Origin of the sequence: Methylobacterium platani (genome assembly GCF_001653715.1) — a bacterium.
Classification (GTDB): Bacteria; Pseudomonadota; Alphaproteobacteria; order Rhizobiales; family Beijerinckiaceae; genus Methylobacterium; species Methylobacterium platani.
In genome coordinates this window covers 25,920-40,530 of the sequence record NZ_LWHQ01000026.1, presented here as the reverse complement: position 1 = coordinate 40,530, position 14,611 = coordinate 25,920, and the positions used below count along the sequence as shown (strand labels likewise).

Annotated in this window: 16 protein-coding genes; 8 read left to right on the top strand and 8 right to left on the bottom strand. The window is 72.7% G+C overall.

The window, feature by feature from the left end; genetic code table 11:
• Positions 1 to 29: 29 nt before the first annotated feature.
• Together A5481_RS14545 and hisC are read right to left on the bottom strand one after the other, a co-directional pair.
• Entirely contained in the window at positions 30 to 962 is a 933-nt protein-coding gene (locus A5481_RS14545) for a prephenate/arogenate dehydrogenase family protein (RefSeq protein WP_048432211.1), read from the bottom strand.
• Entirely contained in the window at positions 955 to 2,073 is a 1,119-nt protein-coding gene (gene hisC / locus A5481_RS14540; protein ID WP_048432212.1) for a histidinol-phosphate transaminase, read from the bottom strand. Before hisC ends, A5481_RS14545 begins: the two co-directional genes overlap by 8 nt.
• Positions 2,074 to 2,333: 260 nt before the next feature.
• On the opposite strand from hisC, the gene A5481_RS14535 reads away from it, so the two are divergent.
• Positions 2,334 to 3,113 (top strand): DUF1499 domain-containing protein, encoded by a 780-nt coding sequence (locus A5481_RS14535; RefSeq protein WP_048432213.1) that lies wholly within the window; start codon positions 2,334 to 2,336, stop codon positions 3,111 to 3,113.
• A 3-nt stretch (positions 3,114 to 3,116) separates the two neighbouring features.
• On the opposite strand, the gene A5481_RS14530 is transcribed toward A5481_RS14535, so the two are convergent.
• The 3 genes from A5481_RS14530 to A5481_RS14525 form a co-directional block, all read right to left on the bottom strand.
• Complete coding sequence (locus A5481_RS14530) at positions 3,117 to 4,034, bottom strand: MBL fold metallo-hydrolase (protein WP_048432214.1); 918 nt, start codon at positions 4,032 to 4,034, stop codon at positions 3,117 to 3,119.
• 76 nt (positions 4,035 to 4,110) lie between these two features.
• The gene (locus A5481_RS35720) at positions 4,111 to 4,239 is read right to left on the bottom strand and encodes a hypothetical protein (RefSeq protein ID WP_280818773.1); all 129 of its coding nucleotides are present in this window, start codon (positions 4,237 to 4,239) and stop codon (positions 4,111 to 4,113) included.
• Positions 4,240 to 4,380: 141 nt separating this feature from the next.
• Complete coding sequence (locus tag A5481_RS14525) at positions 4,381 to 5,397, bottom strand: DUF2865 domain-containing protein (protein ID WP_048432215.1); 1,017 nt, start codon at positions 5,395 to 5,397, stop codon at positions 4,381 to 4,383.
• Between the two features lie 228 nt (positions 5,398 to 5,625).
• Between A5481_RS14525 and A5481_RS14520 the strand changes: the two genes are divergently transcribed.
• On the top strand, positions 5,626 to 5,967 hold the full coding sequence (locus A5481_RS14520; protein WP_048432216.1) for a CsbD family protein: 342 nt from the start codon (positions 5,626 to 5,628) through the stop codon (positions 5,965 to 5,967).
• A gap of 192 nt (positions 5,968 to 6,159) precedes the next feature.
• On the opposite strand, the gene A5481_RS14515 is transcribed toward A5481_RS14520, so the two are convergent.
• Positions 6,160 to 6,882, bottom strand: a complete 723-nt coding sequence (locus A5481_RS14515) for a sigma-70 family RNA polymerase sigma factor (RefSeq protein WP_048432217.1) — start codon at positions 6,880 to 6,882, stop codon at positions 6,160 to 6,162.
• 342 nt (positions 6,883 to 7,224) lie between these two features.
• Positions 7,225 to 7,518, bottom strand: coding sequence for a hypothetical protein (locus tag A5481_RS14510; RefSeq protein WP_245238625.1), 294 nt, complete (start codon positions 7,516 to 7,518; stop codon positions 7,225 to 7,227).
• Positions 7,519 to 7,839: 321 nt separating this feature from the next.
• On the opposite strand from A5481_RS14510, the gene pstS reads away from it, so the two are divergent.
• The 6 genes from pstS to phoB all read left to right on the top strand — a co-directional run bounded on the left by pstS (position 7,840) and on the right by phoB (position 13,513).
• Positions 7,840 to 8,880 carry a phosphate ABC transporter substrate-binding protein PstS gene (gene pstS / locus A5481_RS14505; protein WP_048432218.1) on the top strand — a complete coding sequence of 347 codons (1,041 nt, stop codon included), beginning with the start codon at positions 7,840 to 7,842 and terminating at the stop codon, positions 8,878 to 8,880.
• Positions 8,881 to 9,063: 183 nt separating this feature from the next.
• The gene (pstC, locus tag A5481_RS14500; protein ID WP_048432219.1) at positions 9,064 to 10,038 is read left to right on the top strand and encodes a phosphate ABC transporter permease subunit PstC; all 975 of its coding nucleotides are present in this window, start codon (positions 9,064 to 9,066) and stop codon (positions 10,036 to 10,038) included.
• A 26-nt stretch (positions 10,039 to 10,064) separates the two neighbouring features.
• Positions 10,065 to 10,982 (top strand): phosphate ABC transporter permease PstA, encoded by a 918-nt coding sequence (pstA, locus tag A5481_RS14495; RefSeq protein ID WP_064504006.1) that lies wholly within the window; start codon positions 10,065 to 10,067, stop codon positions 10,980 to 10,982.
• Between the two features lie 118 nt (positions 10,983 to 11,100).
• On the top strand, positions 11,101 to 11,913 hold the full coding sequence (pstB, locus tag A5481_RS14490; RefSeq protein ID WP_048432220.1) for a phosphate ABC transporter ATP-binding protein PstB: 813 nt from the start codon (positions 11,101 to 11,103) through the stop codon (positions 11,911 to 11,913).
• Positions 11,914 to 12,008: 95 nt separating this feature from the next.
• A complete protein-coding gene (gene phoU, locus A5481_RS14485) occupies positions 12,009 to 12,728 on the top strand; it encodes a phosphate signaling complex protein PhoU (RefSeq protein ID WP_048432221.1) in 720 nt (239 codons plus the stop codon).
• Positions 12,729 to 12,811: 83 nt separating this feature from the next.
• Positions 12,812 to 13,513 carry a phosphate regulon transcriptional regulator PhoB gene (phoB, locus tag A5481_RS14480; RefSeq protein ID WP_048432222.1) on the top strand — a complete coding sequence of 234 codons (702 nt, stop codon included), beginning with the start codon at positions 12,812 to 12,814 and terminating at the stop codon, positions 13,511 to 13,513.
• A 141-nt stretch (positions 13,514 to 13,654) separates the two neighbouring features.
• Here phoB and A5481_RS14475 read toward each other — a convergent pair whose 3' ends face one another.
• A complete protein-coding gene (locus tag A5481_RS14475) occupies positions 13,655 to 14,182 on the bottom strand; it encodes a GcrA family cell cycle regulator (RefSeq protein ID WP_048432223.1) in 528 nt (175 codons plus the stop codon).
• Positions 14,183 to 14,611 lie beyond the last annotated feature (429 nt).

The following is a 14,611-nucleotide window of genomic DNA, read 5'->3' as shown; positions in this document are numbered from 1 at the left end:
TCGAAGCGTGGAACGGTTCCGCGCGCGGCTCACTCCGCCGCCTTCGGTCCGCCGCCGCGGCGGCCGAAATCCGGCTCGGCGGTCTCCTGCCCCATGGCGACGATGCCGCGGCGGATCGCCCGGGTGCGGGTGAACAGGGCGTGCAGGGCCTCGCCGTCGTCCCAGCGGATGGCGCGGGCGAGCGCCGCCAGGTCCTCGTTGAAGCGGCCGAGCATCTCCAGCACCGCCTCCTTGTTGGTGAGGAAGATGTCGCGCCACATCGTCGGGTCGGAGGCGGCGATGCGGGTGAAGTCGCGAAAGCCGCCGGCCGAGAACTTGATCACCTCGGACTGGGTCACGGTCTCGAGGTCGGCCGCGGTGCCGACGATGTTGTAGGCGATGAGGTGCGGCACGTGGCTGGTGATCGCCAGCACGAGGTCGTGGTGGGCCGGCGTCATCGTCTCGACGACCGAGCCGAGGCCCTCCCAGAAGCCCCGCACCCGCGCCACCGCGGCGGGGTCGGTGCCCTCGGGCGGGGTCAGGATGCACCAGCGGCCGTGGAACAGGCTGGCGAATCCCGCATCCGGCCCCGAATGCTCGGTGCCGGCGACGGGGTGGGCGGGCACGAAGCTCACGCCCGGAGGCAGGTGGGGGGCGGCGGCCGCCACCACCGCGGCCTTGACCGAGCCGACATCGGACAGGATCGCGCCGGGCGCGAGCGCCCCCGCCATCTCGGCCGCCACCGCCCCGATGGCGCCGACCGGCACGCACAGGATCACGAGGTCGGCGCCCGTCACGCCGGCCGCGAGATCGGTCGTCGCCTCGTCGGCGAGGCCGAGCGCCCGCACCCGCCCGATCACGCCCTCGTCGCGGTCGATCGCGACGATCTCGCGCGCGAGCCCGCCCGCCCGGGCACCCCGGGCGAGGGAGGAGCCGATCAGCCCGAGGCCGACGAGCGCCAGGCGCCGGAACGGCTCAGCCACGCAGGCCGCCCTTCATGAAATCGGTCAGCGCCGCCACCACCGCCTCGTTGGCCTCCGCGGTGCCGATGGTCATGCGCAGCGCGTTCGGCAGGCCGTAGGCGCCGACCCGGCGCAGGATCATCCCGCGGGCGGTGAGGTAGGCGTCCGCGTCGGCGGCGGTGCGGCCGGCCTCGTCGGGGAAGTGGATCAGCACGAAGTTGCCGACGCTCGGCGTCACGGCGAGGCCGAGGCCCTCGAGGGCCTTCGTCACCTTCGGCAGCCATGCGTCGTTGTGGGCCACCGCCTTGGCGATGTGGGCGTCGTCCGCCATCGCGGCGGCGCCGGCGGTGATCGCCGCGGCGCCCAGGTTGAACGGGCCGCGGATGCGGTTGACGGCATCCGCGATCGCGGCCGGCGCCACCATCCAGCCGATGCGGAGCGCGGCGAGCCCGTACACCTTCGAGAAGGTGCGGGTCATCACGACGTTCTCGGACTCGGCCACCAGCTCGAGGCCGGCGGCGTAGTCGTTGCGCCGGACGTACTCGGCATAGGCCGCATCGAGCACCAGCAGCGTGGTCTTCGGCAGGCCGGCATGGAGGCGGCGCACCTCGTCGAAGGGCAGGTAGGTGCCGGTCGGGTTGTTGGGGTTGGCGAGGTAGACGATGCGGGTCCTGTCCGTCACCGCCGCCAGCAGGGCGTCGACGTCGGTGGTGCAGTCGCGCTCCGGCGCCACCACGGGCGTGCCGCTCGCCGCCAGGATGGCGATGCGGTAGACCAGGAAGCCGTACTGCGAGTACAGGCCCTCGTCGCCCGGGCCCATATAGGCGTAGGTCAGGAGCGACAGCAGCTCGTCCGAGCCGGCGCCGCAGACGATGCGCTCCGGGTCGAGACCGTATTTCTGCGCGATCGCCTGGCGCAGCCGGGTGGCGCTGCCGTCCGGGTAGAGCTCGAGATGCCCCGCCGTCTCCTGCATCGCCGCGATCGCCGCGGGGCTCGGGCCGAGCGGCGTCTCGTTGGAGGAGAGCTTGTGCAGCTTCACGCCGGCCGGCGCCGCGCTCTTGCCCGGGACATAGGCCTCGATCGCGAGGACACCGGGACGCGGGACGGGGCGGAGGGCGGCAGCGGCGGACATGGGCGAACCTTGAGGTCGGCGGCGGAGACAACGTCACGCCGTCTAGAGCAAGTCGCGAGCTTTGGGAAACGGCGTCGATCGCGCGGGAGCCCTGCATTCCGCGACCCCGAGATTCGCCGGTTCACCGTGGCGGGCGCCCGGTAGCGCCGGCGGGCGCGGGGCGATACATCGGGGGACCTGAGGCCGCCCGTTCCGGCGCGGCCGCGACCCGACGGATTCATGCGCCGCCAGCCCCGGATCTCCGCCTCCCGCGCCGTCCCATGCGCCGCCTGATCGTCGAGGAGCCCGTCACCCGGGCCGCGCCCTGGGCCCTGCGCCTCGCCTGGTTCTCCCTCGCGGTGGTCGCGCTCGCGCTGCTGCTCGTGCGCGACCCGCGGGCCGAGACCGATGCGGCGCTCGCTGTCCTCGGCTCCGGGGTCGGGCTCGCGGCGCTCGCGGTGCTGCTCGCCCTGGCGGCCTTCGTGCGGATCTGGCGCGAGGGCGCGCGCGGCCTCGGCGTCGCGGTCGGCGGCCTCGTCCTCGCCGCCCTGGTCCTGGCCTACCCGGCGTACATGGCCGTGCGCGGCGTGATGCTGCCGCCGCTCACCGACGTCGCGACCGACATCGAGAACCCGCCGGCCTTCTCGCGCTCCCGCGCCGCCTGGGAGGCCCGGGGGTGGCGGATGCCGCGCGATTCGGGCCCGGCCGCCCGGGCGCTGCAGCGCGAGGCCTACCCGCAGATCGCGCCGCTCACCCTCGATCTCGGCCCCGACGAGGCCTTCGCGCTCGCCATGAAGGCGGCGCAGAACCGCAAGTGGCAGGTGGTGGAATCCTACAAGCCCGGCGGCCGGGTCGGCAACGGCCGCATCGAGGCGGTGGTCCGCTCGCGCCTGCTCGGCCTGCCCTACGACGTCACGGTGCGGCTGCACCCGCGGGCCGACGGCACCCGCATCGACGTGCGCTCCGCCACCCGCTTCGGCGACCGCGACTTCGGCCAGAATGCCGACCACATCCGGGCCTATCTCGACGAGATCGGCAACCTGGCCCTGGCGGTGAAGTAGCGGTCAGGCCGCCCGGTACTCGGAATCGAGCGCCGGCGCACCGTCCGCGACGACCCGCCCGCGCTCGACGAGGTCCTCCAGGTGGGCGAAGACCGAGAGCGCCGCGGCCGGGCGCAGCATCGGGTCGAGGCCGGAATAGAGCGCCGCGACGAGGCCCGGGATCGTGCGCTCGCCCCCGGCCAGCCGCTCCAGGATGCCGGTCTCGCGGGCGCGGCGGTGGCTGAGCAGCCCGCGCACGAAGCGTTGGGGATCGCGCACCGGGCCGCCATGGCCGGGCCAGTACACGGCCTCGGTCCGGCCGCGCAGCTTGTCGAGGGAGGCCATGTAGGCCCCCATCGCGCCGTCCGGCGGCGCCACGATGCTGGTCGACCAGGCCATGACGTGGTCGCCCGAGAACAGGGCGTTCTCCTCCGGACACGCGAAGGCGAGGTGGTTCATGGTGTGGCCCGGGGTGGCGAGCGCGGTCAGGGTCCAGCCCGGCCCCGTCACGCCCTCGCCCTCGCTCAGCTCCCGGTCCGGCCGGTGCTCGGCGTCGCCCGCCACGTCGAGCCGGTTCTGCTCGGCCCCGCGCAGGGCGCGGGCCGGCCGGTGCGGGCCGCAGCCGACGATCGGCGCTCCCGTGGCGGCGGCGAGCGGCCGGGCGCCCGGCGAGTGGTCGCGATGGGTGTGGGTGACGAGGATCGCCTCGACGCTCTCGCCGTCGAGGGCGGCGAGGAGCGCCGCGCGGTGCTCCGGATGGTCGGGCCCCGGATCGATCACCGCGACGCGGCCGCGCCCGACCAGGTAGGTGCAGGTGCCGCTCTGGGTGAAGGGCCCGCCATTCGGGCAGACCAGCCGCCGGACCAGCGGCGACACCGCCTCGATCCGGCCGCTCGCCGGGGCCTCGCGCAGGAAGACGGGCGCCGCCTCAGGTTCGCTCAACGGACAGGCCTCCGGACGGGCTTTGCGGGATCCCTCCGGGTTAGCGGCCGGCCTGCGCCCTGTCGAGGGCCCGGCTTCAGCTCGCCATCCAGGCCCATGCCAGCAGGCCTGCGAAGAACAGGCCGGAACTCACGAAGACCGCGACGACCTCGCGGTAGGGCAGCAGACGATTCTCGAGCGCGGGCGACATGGCGGGCGACAGCATGTGAGGGGGAGCCGGGCGGGGGCCGGGAACATGCTCAGTTTCGTCACGCCGGCCTGTGAATCGCAAGCGCCGCGAGCGCGCAGGGCCGTGGAACACCGCCCCTGTCTCCGGCCCGCAACAGGCCCGTCCGAGGCGGGCGGATCAGCGGAACGGGGAGGGCGCCACGACCCGGACCGGCAGGAAGCCGGCATCGCTGACGACCTCGGCGAAGCCCCCGGCCCGCGAGGCGTAGCGCAGGCGGCCAGCCTCGCGGCTCTGGGCGACGAGCGCGCGGCGGAACTCGGCCCGGGCGCGCTCCAGGCGGGTCAGGTCGAGGGTGCGGTCGAGATCGCGCCGGGCGCCCGAGGACAGCATCGCGGCGCGGCGGACCTCGACGTAGCGGGCCTCCCCGGCCCGGTCGCGGCCGGCGAAGACCCGTCCGCCGGTCCCGTCCGCCACCGCGTCGCCGGGCTGCAGCGTCGCGTCGGTCCGCAGGAGCGCGGCGTAGCCCCCCTTGCCCGGGTCGCACGAGCAGCCCGCCGCGGCCTTCGTCCGGTAGGAGAAGGCGGCCGCGAGGCTGCGGTAGGGCCGGCCCTCCGGGCTGATCGCCTGGTCGAGCTCCTGACCCGCCCGCACGGTGTAGAGGGCGGTCTCGGCGCCCGGGCAGGCCGCCGCGCAGGCCTGCCCGTGCGAGCGCGGGACGCTCCGCCCCTCGAGATTCGCCAGGGGGAACATGTAGCCGTCGCAGGTCCGCACGCAGACCGTCCGGTCGTGGCTGCCGGCGAGGCGGTCTTGGCTGCCGGCGACGGCGGCGGGCTCCCGGGCCGCCTCCCGGGCCGGGCGGTGGAACGCGGGCCTCGCCGCGGCCGCCCGCGGATGCGGGGCCGGATCGCGCCAGCGCGGCCGCTCGGCCTCGGCACGGGCCGGCCGGCCCGTCCAGCGCACCCGGCGCTCACGCAGCAGGGCCGCCTCCGGCCGCGGCGCCCGCGCCGGCAGGCCGAGGCTGCGCGGCACGTCGCCGAGCAGGAAGTCGAGCACCCCGGCATCGTCCGCGGCCTGCACCAGCGTGGTGCCGGCGCCGACACCCCCGAGGCCGAGCAGCACGCCGAGCGCCAGCGTGCGGACGAGGGCGCGCGTCCGGGCGCGGCCGGACGAAATCGCGGTCGGGGGGAAGTTCACGGGGTGCCTCACCGAAGGTTAAGGCCAATTAACGGGTTGCCCCCGGGGCGCGCAACTGCGGAGAAGCGCTGAGATAACAGATTCATGACCAGGCGGCCGGCGGGCGGCGTCCGTCCGCGGCCCCGCGCCCGGCCGGCGCTCGTCGCGACGGGGCCGTTAGGCCTTCTGGCGCGTTGACGGGGGAAGCGGCGGCCGCAGGCGGACCGTCCGCCAGCAAGGAGATTCGCGATGGATTCCGATCGGATCATCGGCGCCGGCAAGGAGCTCGGCGGCAAGGTGCAGCAGCGGCTCGGCGAGTGGACGGGCGACGCCGGCACGCAGGCGCAGGGGCTCGCCGACCAGGCGGCGGGGGCGGCCGGCACCGTCTACGGCCAGGCCAAGGATACCATGCGCGACCTCGCCGACGCCGCCCCGGACTATGTCGACCAAGCCCGCGAGACCGGACGCGACTACTACGAGCGCGGCAACCGCGCGGTCGCCCGCCAGGTCGGCGACCAGCACCTCGCCGCGCTGCTGGTGGCGGGTGCGGTCGGCTACGTGTTCGGCTGGCTCATCCACGGCCGCCACTGAGACCGCAGCGCCCTCGAACGGTTCCGTTCGAGGGCGCTGGGCAAGCCTGCAAGGCCTCTGTCTTCCCCCCGCGCCGGACGCCTCGGCACGACGTGCCGAGGCCAGGGCGCGAAGGGCTGGGACGGCGGGACGGGCGCCCGCGGCCTCGCGGACGCCCTCGTCCCCGGAGGCTTCGGGCGGACCCCGCAGGCCTCAGACGCCCTCGCCCATGGCCGACTGCATCATGCGGTCGCCGGTCAGGTCGTCGTCGCCGTAGCCGAGGAGCTCGGCCAGGCGGTTGCGGGCGCGGTTGACGCGGCTCTTGATCGTGCCGATCGCCACGCCGCAGATGCCCGCCACCTCCTCGTAGGACAGGCCCTCGGCCCCGACCAGGATCAGCGCCTCGCGCTGGTCCGGCGGCAGCTTGGCGAGACCCGCGCGCAGGTCCTGCACGTCGAGGCGGTGGCCCTGGTCGGGGGCGGTGAACAGGCGCGCGGCGTAGGAGCCGTCCTCGTCCTGGACCTCGCGCATCCGCTTGCGCTGCTCGGAGTAGAAGGCGTTGCGCAGGATGGTGAACAGCCAGGCGTTCAGGTTGGTGCCGGGCTGGAAGCGATGCTGGTTCTGCCACGCCCGCAGGATCGTGTCCTGCACGAGGTCGTCGGCCCGGGCGGCGTTGTTGGTGAGCGACAGCGCGAAGGCGCGCAGCGACGACAGGGCGGCCAGCATCCCCTCGCGGAATTCCGGCTCCACCGCGCGCCCCTGCGCGGCGAGCGCCGCCTCGAGCCGCTCGATCAGCGCGAGGAAGATCTCCGGCGTCGCGGCGGTCTCGAGGGGCGCGTAGGCCGCGCGCAGCTGGCGGCCGAGATGGACCTGGACGGTCGGCGGCAGGCCGGGCTTGGCTTCGGAGCTGAGGAGGGGATTGTCGGTGGACGCCATGCGACTCTCACGTTGTGAAGCGGGGAGGGCGGGGCGGCGGCCGTGCGGCGCTGCCCTCGTGGTACTCCGCCGGAGCTTCCTCGAGCGGGAAACTGGGGCGCGCGGCGCGCCTGTCGACGCGCGCATCGCCGCGGGCGGGTCAGCAGATCCGCCCCCGGTTCCACGATGTCTCCGGACTTCGTCCCCGCTCGCGCCGCATCGCCGCCGCTCCCGCTTCGCCGGCCGCACGAACGCGGCCGCGTCCGGGCCACCGGCCCGGCTCGCGGGGGCAACGGCTTCGTACTGCCGAGGTTCCGACGCGCAGGCCGGGCGCGACCAATTGGGTCGCTATCGATTCGGTTCCTACCAGGTCCTGGCGCCGGGCTGGCTGCGGTACTCTGCGGCGCGGATCCGGGTCATGACGCGGTCGAGGTCGGCGAGCAGCGTCTCCTCCGCCGCCTGGGCGGCGGCGGCCGCCGCCGGGTCGGCGAGGTAGAGCCGCTCCTGCTCGGCGCGGGCGAGGCGCTGCTCGATCGCCGTCCGCTCGGCGTGGAGCGCCATCAGCTCCCGGCGGCCGGGATCGTCGTCGTGGCGGGCCTCGTCCGGAGGCTCGGCCGCGTCCGGCCGCCCGTCGGTCGTCGTGTCGAGGTTGTGCACGGGGCTGAGTCCTGTGACCATGAACCTGGGTAAAAAATCCGGGTCCGATCCCGGCGATCTCTCGTCGCCCCAACGCGCGAGGCGGGCGAACGGTCGCATCCGGGCGGTCCATGTCATCCAAGTGTCATGGGATCGTCATAGGGCCGGCGTCGCGCCGGGCGTATCCCTCGCGCCGCGGCGGAGGTCCCGGCAACGATCGGGACACAGTCCGAGGCGGCACGGGGAGACCTGTCGGGTCCCACCGGCCGTCGACGCGCATGATGCGGGCAAGCAGGTTCGCCCGCCCCGTCGTGCCGGACCGATTCGAATATGGAGATACCAGTGAAGCCCTTCTCCTACGCGCTCGCCATCGGGCTCGCGACCGCCCAGATCGCCACCTCGGCGCTCGCCCTCGACATCACCGGCGCCGGCGCCACCTTCCCGTTCCCGGTCTACTCGAAGTGGGCCGAGGCCTACCGCAAGGAGACCGGCAACGGCCTCAACTACCAGTCGATCGGCTCGGGCGGCGGCATCAAGCAGATCGTCGCCAAGACCGTCGATTTCGGCGCCACCGACGCGCCGCTGAAGGGCGACACCCTGACCAAGGACGGCCTCGTCCAGTTCCCGACCGTGATGGGCGGCGTCGTGCCGGTGGTGAACATCGCGGGCGTCAAGCCCGGCGAGGTCAAGCTGACCGGCGAGGTCCTGGCCGAGATCTACCAGGGCAAGATCAAGAAGTGGTCCGACCCGAAGGTCGCCAAGCTCAACGAGGGCGTGAAGCTGCCCGACGCGCCGATCACCCCGGTCTACCGGTCGGACGCCTCGGGCACCACCAACATCTTCACCACCTACCTGTCGGACGTGTCGCCGGCCTGGAAGTCCGAGCTCGGCGCCTCGACCACGGTCAGCTGGCCGGCCGGCCAGGGCGGCAAGGGCAACGAGGGCGTCACGGCGGTCGTCAAGCAGGTCCCGAACGCCATCGGCTACGTCGAGTACGCCTACGCCAAGCAGAACAACCTGCCGGTGGCCCTGATCCAGAACAAGGACGGCCAGTACCCGATGCCGGGCGACGAGTCGTTCCAGGCCGCCGCCGCCGGCGCCGACTGGAAAGCCGCCCCGGGCTTCGGCATCTCGCTGACCAACCAGCCCGGGCCGAAGGCCTGGCCGATCACCGCCGCGACCTTCATCCTGGTCTACAAGCAGCCGGCCGACGCGGCCCGCACCGCCGAGGTGCTGAAGTTCTTCCGCTGGACCTACAAGAACGGCGGCCAGATGGCGACCGCCCTCGACTACGTGCCGCTGCCCGAGAAGGTCGTCGGCCAGGTCGAGGACGAGTGGAAGGCGATCGTCGGCAAGGACGGCAAGCCCGTCCTCGCCAACTGAGCCGCAGCCCGACACCCGGGAGGGCGGGATCGTCCCGCCCTCCTTCCTCCGCCGGCCCGGATCCGGGCCCGCGCGGCGCTCGAGCGAAGCCGCGATCCCGCCGCCCGAGGGCCGCCGGATCGCGTCCGACTCGCGTCGATCCGCCGAGCGCGCTAAAGGCCGCTCACCTCAAGGGAAACCCGGATGGTCGCGTTGTCTGAGAACGTCGCTGTGGCGGCGAGGCCCGAAATCGCCCGCCGCCCCCCCAGCCCCGCGGGCGACCGCCTGTTCCGCACGGCCGCCTTCGCGTCGGCGCTGCTGGTCCTCGCGGTGCTCGCCGGAATCCTGGGCTCGATCGCGTATGGCGGCTGGCCCGCCTTCCGGGAATTCGGCCCGGGCTTCCTGGTCTCGAGCGCCTGGAACGTCGGCCGCGAGCAGTACGGCGCGCTCGTCGCCATCATCGGCACCCTGGTCTCGGCGCTGCTCGCCCTCGTCATCGGCGTGCCGGTCTCGCTCGGCATCGCGATCTACCTGACCCAGCTCTGCCCCGGCTGGGCCCGCCGCCCGGTCGCGATGACGATCGAGCTGCTCGCCGCCGTGCCGAGCATCATCTACGGCATGTGGGGCCTGTTCGTCTTCGCGCCGCTCTTCGCGCGCTTCGTGCAGATCCCGGTCTCGAACCTCGTCGAGGGCATGCCGATCGTCGGCACCCTGTTCTACGCCCAGGTGCCGTCCGGCGTCGGCGTGCTCACCGCCGGCATCATCCTGGCGATCATGATCGTGCCCTTCGTCGCCTCGATCACCCGCGACATGCTCGACCAGATCCCGACGGTGCTGCGCGAGAGCGCCTACGGCATCGGCTGCACCACCTGGGAGGTCGTGCGCCACGTCCTGATCCCGCAGGCCTCGGTCTCGATCATCGGGGCGATCATGCTGGGCCTCGGCCGCGCGCTCGGCGAGACGATGGCGGTCACCTTCGTGATCGGCAACGCCAACCGGCTCTCGGCCTCGATCTTCGATCCGGGCTCGACCATCGCGTCCCGCATCGCCAACGAGTTCAACGAGGCCGACGGCCTCCAGCTCAGCTCGCTGATGGCGCTCGGCTGCATCCTGTTCGTCGTCACCTTCATCGTGCTCATCATCGCCCGGCTGCTGGTGCGCCGCGCGAAGGTGGCCTGACCCCGTAGCCCGCAGGACGCTTCCCGATGAACGCCTCTCCCGCCGCGGTGTCGGCCTCCGCCCCGGGCGCCCCGAGCGCTCCGGCCGCCCAGAGCTGGGGCCGGGTCCGCGCGAGCCGCCGCTCCGCCGACAAGCTCCTGATCGTCGCCTGCACGGGCGCCACCGTGCTCGGCGCCCTCGTGCTCGGCTCGATCCTCCTGATGCTGATCGTCCAGGGCGTGCAGGGCTTCTCGCCGGCCCTGTTCACCCAGGTCACCCCCGGTCCCGGCTCCGCCGGCGGCGGCATCGCCAACGCGATCCTCGGCAGCCTCGTGATGACGGCGCTCGGCATCGTGGTGGCCACACCCGTCGGCGTGCTCGCCGGCACCTACCTCGCCGAGTACGGCCGCGCCTCGCACCTCGCCAACCTGATCCGCTTCCTCAACGACATCCTGCTCTCGGCGCCCTCGATCCTGATCGGCCTGTTCGTCTACACCCTGATGGTGCGGCCGATGGGCGGCTATTCGGGCTGGGCCGGCGGCGTCGCGCTCGCGATCATCGCCACGCCGGTGATCGTGCGCACCACCGAGGACATGCTGCGCCTGGTGCCCGGCACCCTGCGCGAGGCCGGCGCGGCGCTCGGCGCGCCGACCTCGATCGTGATCCGCAGCGTCACCTGGCGGGCGGCGCAGTCGGGCATCGTCACCGGCGTGCTGCTGGCGCTCGCCCGCATCGCCGGCGAGACCGCGCCGCTGCTGTTCACCGCGCTCAACAACAATTCCTGGTTCAGCCCCAACCTGATGGGCGGCGTCGCGAACCTGCCGGTGATGATCTACCAGTTCGCGCTCTCGCCCTACGAGAACTGGCGCCAGCTGGCCTGGGCCGGCGCGCTCCTCATCACCGTCACCATCCTGGGCCTGTCGATCGTGGCCCGCCTCGTCCTGAGCGGCCCGAAGGGGCGCTGACCGCCATGTCCAGCAGCGTCCGGTCGTTCCGCGACCGGACGCTGTCCCCCGCATCCGACTTTGCCGCATTTTCTTCGACGACCGTCGTCGAAAAATGCTCCTGCCCGGAGACACACCGATGAGCGCCACCGCCACCGCCGCGCCGGTCGTGGGCCAGAGCACGGCCGACGAAGCCGCCGCGATCCGCCTCGCCGTGAAGGACCTCAACTTCTACTACGGCGACTTCAAGGGCCTGAAGAACATCAACCTCAACTTCCTCGACCGCCAGGTCACGGCGCTGATCGGGCCGTCGGGCTGCGGCAAGTCGACGTTGCTGCGCACCTTCAACCGCATCTACAGCCTCTACCCCGATCAGCGCGCCGAAGGGCAGATCCTGCTCGACGGCCGCAACATCCTGGACCCGTCGATCGACCTCAACGAGCTGCGCGCCCGGGTCGGCATGGTGTTCCAGAAGCCGACCCCGTTCCCGATGTCGATCTACGACAACATCGCGTTCGGCATCCGGCTCTACGAGCGCCTCGGCAAGGCCGACCTCGACGTCCGCGTCGAGGAGGCCCTGCGCAAGGGCGCGCTGTGGGACGAGGTGAAGGACAAGCTCAGGCAGTCCGGCATGGGCCTGTCCGGCGGCCAGCAGCAGCGCCTCTGCATCGCCCGCACGGTGGCGCAGCGCCCGGAGGTGATCCTGTTCGACGAGCCGACCTCGGCCCTCGACCCGATCTCGACCGGCCGCATCGAGGAGCTGATCGAGCAACTGCGGACCGAGTTCACCATCGCCATCGTCACCCACAACATGCAGCAGGCGGCGCGCATCTCGCAGTTCACCGCCTTCATGTATCTCGGCGAGCTGGTCGAGTTCGGCCCGACCAACCGGCTGTTCATGAACCCGACGAAGCGCCAGACCCAGGACTACATCACCGGCCGGTTCGGCTGAGGCGTCCCGCCCCGATCCGCCGGCCCGGCGAACCGGGCCGGCCCAGGCGTTCGTTCCGCCCCGTCCTTGCTCCACCTCATCGCGAGGAGCTTCCCATGTCGAGCCACATCGTCACCTCCTACGATCAGGAGTTGCAGAACCTGCGGCGCAGCATCGCCGAGATGGGCGGCATCGCCGAGAAGATGGTGGCCGATTCCGGCCAGGCGCTCTTGCGCCGCGACGCCGCCCTCGCCCAGGCGGTGATCGCCGTCGACCAGCGCCTCGACGGGCTGCAGCGCGAGATCGAGGAGAAGGCGATCCTGCTGATCGCCAAGCGCCAGCCGATGGCCGTCGACCTGCGCGAGACGATCTCGGCGATCCGCGTCTCGGGCGACCTCGAGCGTATCGGCGACCTCGCCAAGAACGTCGCCAAGCGCGTCGTCGCGATCAGCGACCAGGTCCAGCTGCAGAAGATCGTCGTCGGCGTGGAGCACATGAACGAGCTGGTCCAGGGCCAGCTCAAGGACGTGCTCGACGCCTACGCCACCCAGGACACCGTGGCGGCCCTCGACGTCTGGGCCCGCGACGGCGGCATCGACGCGCTCTACACCTCGCTGTTCCGCGAGCTCCTGACCTACATGATGGAGGATCCGCGCAACATCACGTTCTGCACGCACCTGCTGTTCTGCGCCAAGAACGTCGAGCGCATCGGCGACCACACCACCAACATCGCCGAGACGATCCACTACCTCGCCACCGGCGAGACCCTCGCGACCGAGCGCCCGAAGAACGACCGTTCGAGCTTCGCCACCCTCGACAACCACACCGAGGCCTGACCGGCCGGCCCCCGGGCGCGAGCCCGGCGGGCTCGTCCACCGCCCGGGCCCGGTCTCGCCCTCCCCACCTCGAAGCACCCCCGATGAGCACCCGCATCCTGATCGTCGAGGACGAAGAGGCCCTCACCCTGCTCCTGCGCTACAACCTCGAGGCCGAAGGCTTCGAGGTCGACGCCGTGGCCCGGGGCGACGAGGCCGACATCCGCCTGCGCGAGCAGGTGCCGGACCTCGTCCTCCTCGACTGGATGATGCCCGGCCTGTCCGGCATCGAGCTGTGCCGGCGCATCCGCGCCCGCCGCGAGACCGAGCGGCTGCCGGTCATCATGCTGACGGCCCGCGGCGAGGAAGGCGACCGGGTGCGGGGCCTGGCCACCGGGGCCGACGACTACATCGTCAAGCCGTTCTCGGTGCCCGAGTTGCTGGCGCGGGTGCGGGCGCTGCTGCGCCGCGCGAAGCCCGCCCACGTCGCCGACCTGCTCGTCGCCGGCGACATCGAGCTCGACCGGGTCAGCCACCGCGTCCGCCGCGACGGCCGCGAGCTGCATCTCGGCCCGACCGAGTTCAAGCTGCTCGAGTTCCTGATGCAGAGCCCCGGCCGGGTCTTCTCCCGCGAGCAGCTCCTCGACGGCGTCTGGGGCCACGACGTCTACATCGACGAGCGCACCGTCGACGTGCATATCGGCCGCCTGCGCAAGGCGATCAACCGCGGCCGCGACAGCGACCCGATCCGCACGGTGCGCGGCTCGGGCTACTCGTTCGACGAGATGTTCGCGCCGGATGCGTGAGGGCGAGGCGCCGGGCCGGGCTTGAACCGGGCCGGAGTTTCGCGCAGGTCCGGCCGAGCCGCCGGACAGGAATCGTTAGGATTTGAACGATATCGTCCACCCATCGGCAAGCGGCGGGCCGCCGCTTGCCGAGGCATCTTGCTATCGGAACCCGACGGCCCGGCGGTCGCGCTTGCGCTCGGCGGCGGGCTGGTAGGCGATGCGGCTGTGGTGGGTGCAGTAGGGCAGGCCGGTGATCGCGCGGTCGCCGCAGAAGCGGAAATCCGGCGTGGACGGGTCGCCCATCGGCCAGCGGCACATGAATTCCCGCAGCTCCATGATGGTGACGCGGACGCTTTCCGGCAGCGCGACCGGGTCGGACGCCGCGGAAGCGTGGCTCGGCACGAGGGCCAGCGACGGCGGCGCGGGCGCGAGGACGGTCTGCGAACCCGCGACGAGGGCAATGGACGAATCGGCCTCGCCCCGAGGCCGGCGCCCGGCGGCCTGGGACGCACCGTTCGCCCGCACCACGCGGCCGGCGAGGCCGAGGCGGTGGACCTTGCCGATGACCGCGTTGCGGGAGACGCCGCCGATCTCGGCCGCGATCTGGCTGGCGCTCAGGCCGTCGCTCCACAGCCGCGTGAGAAGCTCGACGCGCTCCTTCGTCCAGCTCGGGCCCGCATCCACCATCGCCGCCTCCACTCCCCCGACATCACCCATGGAATCGACGCGCAGACGCGAGCGGTCCGCCGTTCGACCGCGCGTTCAGTCCGTCCGATCCTGCTGGTGATCGCCGCCACGCCTCGGGCGGTGGCGACGGGGTGAACCTACAGGACGGCCTAACACCCGCGCAAGAGTCCGGCCCCCCCGGGTGTCGGTTTTTCCCCGCGGCGGGCGTCCCGTCCCATCGCGCTCAAGTTGCATTGCCGGCCGGCCGCACGGCAGTGTCCGGATCGCTCCGGGGGCGGAAAAATCTCTTGTCCGCCCGGCGTTTGCACCGGGCGCCGGCGGATTTCGCGGCCCGGCCGGACCGGTCGCGGCGAGGGGGCGGCGCCACGTCGGGCACGCTCAATCCCTGATTGAGGGCGCCGTGTTCGAGCAAGCGTGGCAATGACGCCA

Coding starts and splice junctions, on each gene's coding strand:
- hisC (WP_048432212.1), bottom strand. CDS start 2,073: ATGTCCGCCGCTGCCGCCCTCCGCCCCGTCCCGCGTCCCGGTGTCCTC.
- A5481_RS14535 (WP_048432213.1), top strand. CDS start 2,334: ATGCGCCGCCTGATCGTCGAGGAGCCCGTCACCCGGGCCGCGCCCTGG.
- A5481_RS35720 (WP_280818773.1), bottom strand. CDS start 4,239: ATGCTGTCGCCCGCCATGTCGCCCGCGCTCGAGAATCGTCTGCTGCCC.
- A5481_RS14520 (WP_048432216.1), top strand. CDS start 5,626: ATGGATTCCGATCGGATCATCGGCGCCGGCAAGGAGCTCGGCGGCAAG.
- A5481_RS14515 (WP_048432217.1), bottom strand. CDS start 6,882: ATGGCGTCCACCGACAATCCCCTCCTCAGCTCCGAAGCCAAGCCCGGC.
- pstC (WP_048432219.1), top strand. CDS start 9,064: ATGGTCGCGTTGTCTGAGAACGTCGCTGTGGCGGCGAGGCCCGAAATC.
- pstA (WP_064504006.1), top strand. CDS start 10,065: ATGAACGCCTCTCCCGCCGCGGTGTCGGCCTCCGCCCCGGGCGCCCCG.
- pstB (WP_048432220.1), top strand. CDS start 11,101: ATGAGCGCCACCGCCACCGCCGCGCCGGTCGTGGGCCAGAGCACGGCC.
- phoU (WP_048432221.1), top strand. CDS start 12,009: ATGTCGAGCCACATCGTCACCTCCTACGATCAGGAGTTGCAGAACCTG.
- phoB (WP_048432222.1), top strand. CDS start 12,812: ATGAGCACCCGCATCCTGATCGTCGAGGACGAAGAGGCCCTCACCCTG.
- A5481_RS14475 (WP_048432223.1), bottom strand. CDS start 14,182: ATGGTGGATGCGGGCCCGAGCTGGACGAAGGAGCGCGTCGAGCTTCTC.